Genomic DNA, 6,243 nt, shown 5'->3' with positions numbered 1-6,243 from the left:
CCTGTATCCGGAAGGAAATACAATAAGCGAATTATTCCTGGATGATCTCCTGGTGCAGGAGTCCCTCCGATATGGTATTCCTTCCACCCGGACCGCATTTGTCTGTACGAGTACCCATCCGGGAACTTCGGTAAAGGCTTCGGTGATCGTTCCATCAGCATACCCGGCAGGATGGGATGTATGCGAAAATACCGTTATGGCGTATAGTATGGCGCCGGTTTTAAGGGATAATGCGAATTTATCTCCAGACCCTCTCAATTTATTAGAATCAGAAATGTTCATGGAAGAGCCAGGTATCATTACCCGGGTTCGTCGGGCTTCAGTTTCGAAACGTATGTGTTCACCGCCTTCCACAGGTGCCGCTCCCCGCAGTACGGTTCGGATCTCTTTCTCAGTCCTGGTGAATCCCGATGAGTCAGAAGGCCGTCTGATAGTCAATCTTCCCTCATGGAGCAAAATCAGGGGGATTCAGTTGATCACCGATGAAGACCTCGCCGGTCTTGCGGAGATTCAGGTTATGCTATATCTTGGTTCACGGTCAGTACCGGTGGCATCTGTAAAACTCGGTGATCTTCTCGATGGCGAGATAAGGCCTCTCAATATCTCCTGTTCAGGGAACGATACGGTTACTATAGTCCTCACCGATCATGAAAAAATCGTCCAAAAAAAGGAGATAAAATTCCAGCTTCTTGGAGATGAAAATCTATCATCTGATGTTGTTTGGATGTAATAATCCCAATTTTTTCTTTTCATGGTGAAGCATGCGTTATGTTACCTTTGAGAGGCCCTGATGGATTCAGCACTATTATTCCAAAGTATGCACTCTCATTGTATGACATAGGGTGAGGGATTATTTCCAGATAACCATCCTAAATAACATATTGCAAAATATTCTGGAATATTCCAGAGTATTTGCAGATATCTATGTCGTGCTTTTTTTGTGCACGTCTTGTAATAATCTCTGTTTCACTGCCATTATTTCAAGACGTTGTGCAATGCACTATAACCATAATACCTCTCCTCATCTTATAATCAATTATAATGATAATCAAAAATATTTGTTTTATTATTGTATTGGTCTTTTTTCGCTCATATCTGTCTGTTCTGCTGATGAATCTCCAGGGAATAAAATTCTCTTAGAGGGAGGAGAGAGTTTTCTCTCAGAAAATAAAGACGGGAGTTGAACCTGACGATACAGAATATAATCCCGTATGGAGTTATTTTTAACAATCCGGAATCTATTACTCTCCTGGAAATGGCATTGGCCAATATTAACCCCTCATGAATGCCGGGCTCATTTTCAGTAACCCTGATGGAGATAATTCGTCACACGTTCAGGTTTCACAATCGGATTATTCTGCTGATACCAAAAATCTGACTTTCGTCATTCATCCCCTGGAATTCTATGAGGGGAGCATTCTTGCTGATCTGAAAGAACGGTCAGAAAGTCTCAATCCTGATATCGTCAGAAATGCACATGTCACCAGAATTTATTTAGAGAAAGAATTGTCTGTTTCTGAAAATTTTGGTGATATGAACCGGTGCATGGATGATTGTGAAAGATATTATCCAAAATCGACCCGGTATTTATGTGAAATGAATTGCATGGAATATTCTGAAATCAGAATATCCTGATCTTTCAATAGTTGTAACAATTGCCAGCTGGACTACCTATGTGGTGTACCCGGATGCTGCGGATGATGGACTGGTCCAGATTGCTCTTGGAAGTGCCGTCGTAAACCGGAGTCGCTTTCATGACAGACTGGTTCGGTTCACTCCCGGGGTGGAACAGGAATCCCCGATCCTTGCAGAATACCTGTCACAGTATGACCGGGTTGCAATCGTTGGTGGAGACAATGATTATGCACACGGGTATATGAACGCCCTGAAATCACTCATCCCGGATAAAATCATAGATATTGTGCAATATAATCCTGATACACTGCCCGACAGTCTGAACCTGACATCGGTCAAAAAAAGTAATCCTGACGTTATCCTGCTGCTGAGTGTATCAGAAGCCGGGGAAGTAGCAAAAATGATTAGAAATAACGGCATATCTGCACCACTTGTTGGAACACGAGTCATAGAACGAAATACTCTTCTTGAAATCCCGGCTGCAGATGGACTTATCTTTACCATTCCGGCACTCAACGGATCTGTTCCGTTCTTCTCCCGGTACCGGGAGGAATATGAGGAGGATGCAACATTTTACGGGGCAGAGGGGTATGATGCCATGAATATTCTGTATGATGCAGTTCAAAGATGTGGTGATGATCAGGAATGCCTCACATCATGGTTTACGGAAAACCTGTACCCTGGTTCACTCGGGGACGTTCAGTTTGATGAAAACCGGGTGGCCTTCTATCCGATTGAATTTAAAGTCATCCGAAATGGTACGTTTGAACAATATGAGGAATGATACCTGTTCAGTGATAAATCTGGCCTGCTGATAATTTGAATGACACTTATATTACATAGATATTATAAAATTAAATAATATCCAGAATATACTTATCTTTATGAAAATTGGCTTATATCAAAATGAGGGTAGGTATTGCATTCAAAATTAAATTAAAGCCTATGTAGCAGTTGTAACACTTGTAGCAGATCCAGAGAAGAGACCTGTCCATTTTTTTTATATTGTAAGAGAAAAAAACTAACACGAAATTTACGTTCCCTCTTCCCTGAATGTGAAGAGAATCTTTCCTTATGAAAAAGGATTCATCATATTGTGGTATTATGTTATATATGCATATACGTGGTAATGATAATACGAAATGGAACGATTGAAACTGCCAATTGGCATCCAGTCTTTTAAAAAGATTCGGACTGGTGGGTATGCATATGTTGATAAAACACGTTTCATTCAATCGTTAGTTGATAATGGATCATATTACTTTCTTTCACGGCCCCGTCGGTTTGGAAAAAGTCTTCTGCTTGATACCATAGATCATGCTTTTTCTGGAAAAAAAGAATATTTTCTTGATCTTTATCTCAACACACCAGAAGCATCATGGGATTTTTCCAGTGTGTATCCGGTTGTCAGGATAAGCCTTGGACAACGTATCAACAGGAATGCTGATGAACTGGGTGAATATCTGACTCATATACTCTCTGGAGAAGCTGAACGATATAATGTAGGTCATGATAAATCATTATCTCCCGGTTTCCAATTGGATCTTCTGATAAAAAACCTCTATGCAACCTATCAGAAGCCTGTTGTCGTTCTTATAGATGAGTATGATAAACCAATTCTTGATGCGATAGAGGATAGAGAAGCCACTCGTATATTACGCGATGAATTAAAAAGTTTTTATGGCATTTTAAAGGATCTGGATCCATATTTGAAATTTGTTCTCCTCACCGGGGTCTCAAAATTCTCAAAAACAGGTATTTTTTCTGGTCTGAACAATCTTGATGATATCACCCTTGATCCCCGGTACTCTGCCATCTGTGGATATACCCATGAAGATCTTGAGCAGGTATTCAGGGAATATCTGACCGGTTTTAATCCTGAAGAGATCAGGGAGTGGTATAATGGTTATTCATGGTCCGGTCAGACCGTTTATAATCCCTTCGATATCTTAATGCTCTTTTCCAAGAAGATGTTTCGTTCATATTGGTTTGAGACCGGTACCCCTTCTTTTCTTCTCAGATTATGGCAGAAAAATCCACGGTTCCCGGGCGATTTTGATGGCTTAATAGCCGGTGAAGATCTGCTTGGATCTTTTGATGTTGATAATATCAGGGTTGAGACGTTATTATTTCAGGCCGGTTATCTGACGATAAAAGACTGGACTTCTGACCCGGTACGTGGATTTCAATGTACCTTAGGATATCCGAATATCGAAGTGAGAACATCACTGAACCTGTTATTCTGTCAGACTTTATCCGGATTTCCTGTATCCGGGATGCGAAACCGGTTATTTGATGTTCTGGAGAAGAATGATGGAGAGGGATTAAAAGATCTTATTCATTCTTTTTTTGCTTCAATTTCGCATGATTGGTACCGGAAAAATCAATTATCGTCTTTTGAGGGATACTATGCAAGTATCATGTACACTATTTTTGCAAGTCTTGGATATCATGTAATAGCAGAAGATACTACGAATAAGGGACGCTTAGATTTGACGGTAATTACGACCCTGGCAGCATGGATCTTTGAATTTAAGGTGAAAAGAGAGAAATCTCCCGAAGAGAAAAGCCCATTGGAGCAGATAAAACGTAAAGGATATTCTGAAAAATATAAAGCCAAGGGCCTGAAAATATGGGAGATTGGAATCGTTTTCGATCCTGAAACCCGCAATATAATCGAATGGGATCAGAGATCAGGTTGAATATTTTCCCTAACTGGGTGATACTGTTCATACGTCGTACCGATCACTCACATACTACCCGGATGAGGGATATGGGGAGGATGTCAAAAAAAGAACTTCCTCTGTACCAATAGAACAGCTACAACTGTTACAACTGTTACAGGGGCTTTGTTTTAACTTTCAGCCTATAATTCCTGCTACTACTCCATATAGGGTGTGTATTGTGAAAAAACAAGGCTCCTCTGGAATTCGTATCCTCTTATCGAAGGGGGCGAGATGGTGGGGAAATCCGACTCTCTCCTGTTCATTCATCAGTAGGAACATCCTCATTAAACTAATCCTATTTTCCGCCTTCATAGGCACACTGACCGGTCCGGGGGGAGTTACATATCGGAAGCAGGTAGCACTCTTCCAGATCTTCATCAGAACTACAGTCAACACAGAGCACGATCTCATTTTCCACATCATGATAACTGGCAGGTTCCCCGCATCTGGAGCAAAGAATTTCAGGTTGATCATTCATACCAGCCATTATTATCTTGCCCTTTTCATTGTGCCATGGAATGGAATCAGCAACCTTCAGCCTGAGTTCGGTAGTAGTCCCAAAATCATATTCATAGCGAAATGTTATACCATTACAGAGAACGTTCTTGATTTTCTCCTACATAGATCTGGCATCACCAAAAAAATCGTTCATTCCTGATTCAGAACAACTCTGGTAATCCACTCCCATAATCGTACATGCACTTACATGACCACAACACTCTACCCAGATGTCATGTAAGGATCTATCCAGATGTTCAAGCATTTCCGCAGGTTTGACAAGAAGAACCATCCAGTATGGAGAGGAATACGGGGTATCAACCATAATGGCTAACCTCTCCTCACCCGACTCCGGAGAATGTTTTTTTCATATGTGTAACAGCGGTGCGTTTGGTTATCGGTTCTTTACAGATAGAACATGAACCAGATGCAGCAGCTTGTTTGGCCATCAAAAGAATATTGATTGAATATGTTAAAAATCCTATTTAATCTGGTCCAACCTCCTTGTGATTCGGATCTGATGCGATGTATATCGAATATTTTTAATCTCTAGAAATCAACCTAACCAAACTGGGAGTGTAGGTACATGAAAATGCTACTTATTTGTGCATTCCTTATGGGATTAGTAATGCTTCCTCTTGGAGTTATGGCTGAGGAAGTCACTCTTGCAGAGGAGGAAACCGCCGGTGCAAATCTCAGTGAAGAAGTTGCCATTGTAGAAACAAACACGCCAAATATGGCTCCAATGTTTGGTAAAGTTCACCAGACTCTTCTGATGGCAACAGAAGAAGCATTTGGATATCTCCTAACTGGTGATATCGCTGAAAAAGAGACATTTTTTAAAGAGATTGCTCTGTCAGAGGAAGCAATGACCGCGTTTGAAGAGGCAGCATCTGGTGCCACGGAAGATGAGCAGGTTTTAGTTGCAGGATATGAAGATGTCATGACCTCATATGCAAACTTGACTGTTGCAGCTAATACCATGTTTACTTCATTTGAAGCAGAAGGAAAACCTGTAAAAGATGATGTTATTGCATTTGAAGCATCTGTGGATAGTGTCTTTGATGCAGCTGACAAGGTATGGGATGAGTATAACGTTGGTGGCACTCCTGCAACTGTTGATGCCAGCTTCCGTTCTCTGTATGGCCGGTTACTTGCTGCAGTACAGGAATCATATGCCTATCCGATCCTTGGCGATGTGATTGAAAAAGAGGATGCTCTTGCCGACTTTGCAGACTTCGACACTGTTGTTGCAGAATATGAGCAGAAATATCCTGACGCATCATATGATGATATCAAAGCAGAGAAGGCAGAGATAATGGCAGCAGCAGAGGCAATGTTTGCATCATTTGAAGAGAATGGTACGGCTGATCCAGAGGCTGTA

Annotated in this window: 6 protein-coding genes; 4 read left to right on the top strand and 2 right to left on the bottom strand. The window is 41.3% G+C overall.

The features are described 5' to 3' along the window. From PLA23_RS09375 to PLA23_RS09365, 3 genes are all read left to right on the top strand, one after another. On the top strand, positions 1-730 hold a 730-nt coding region (locus tag PLA23_RS09375; RefSeq protein WP_324474967.1), incomplete at its 5' end, for a hypothetical protein. A gap of 870 nt (positions 731-1,600) precedes the next feature. After that, positions 1,601-2,419 (top strand): ABC transporter substrate-binding protein, encoded by an 819-nt coding sequence (locus PLA23_RS09370; protein ID WP_324474969.1) that lies wholly within the window; start codon positions 1,601-1,603, stop codon positions 2,417-2,419. Positions 2,420-2,777: 358 nt separating this feature from the next. After that, positions 2,778-4,337 carry a PD-(D/E)XK nuclease domain-containing ATP-binding protein gene (locus tag PLA23_RS09365; RefSeq protein WP_324331523.1) on the top strand — a complete coding sequence of 520 codons (1,560 nt, stop codon included), beginning with the start codon at positions 2,778-2,780 and terminating at the stop codon, positions 4,335-4,337. Positions 4,338-4,656: 319 nt separating this feature from the next. On the opposite strand, the gene PLA23_RS09360 is transcribed toward PLA23_RS09365, so the two are convergent. Further along, positions 4,657-4,839, bottom strand: a complete 183-nt coding sequence (locus PLA23_RS09360; RefSeq protein WP_324331525.1) for a hypothetical protein — start codon at positions 4,837-4,839, stop codon at positions 4,657-4,659. 138 nt (positions 4,840-4,977) lie between these two features. Further along, complete coding sequence (locus tag PLA23_RS09355) at positions 4,978-5,184, bottom strand: hypothetical protein (RefSeq protein ID WP_324331527.1); 207 nt, start codon at positions 5,182-5,184, stop codon at positions 4,978-4,980. 261 nt (positions 5,185-5,445) lie between these two features. On the opposite strand from PLA23_RS09355, the gene PLA23_RS09350 reads away from it, so the two are divergent. Next, a partial coding sequence (locus PLA23_RS09350) for a hypothetical protein (RefSeq protein ID WP_324474965.1) occupies positions 5,446-6,243 on the top strand: 798 nt, incomplete at its 3' end.

It is taken from the genome of Methanospirillum sp. (assembly GCF_035406105.1).
Lineage (GTDB): Archaea > Halobacteriota > Methanomicrobia > Methanomicrobiales > Methanospirillaceae > Methanospirillum.
Note: the sequence above shows the minus strand (reverse complement) of the source record. Positions and strands in the feature narration are given on the sequence as shown.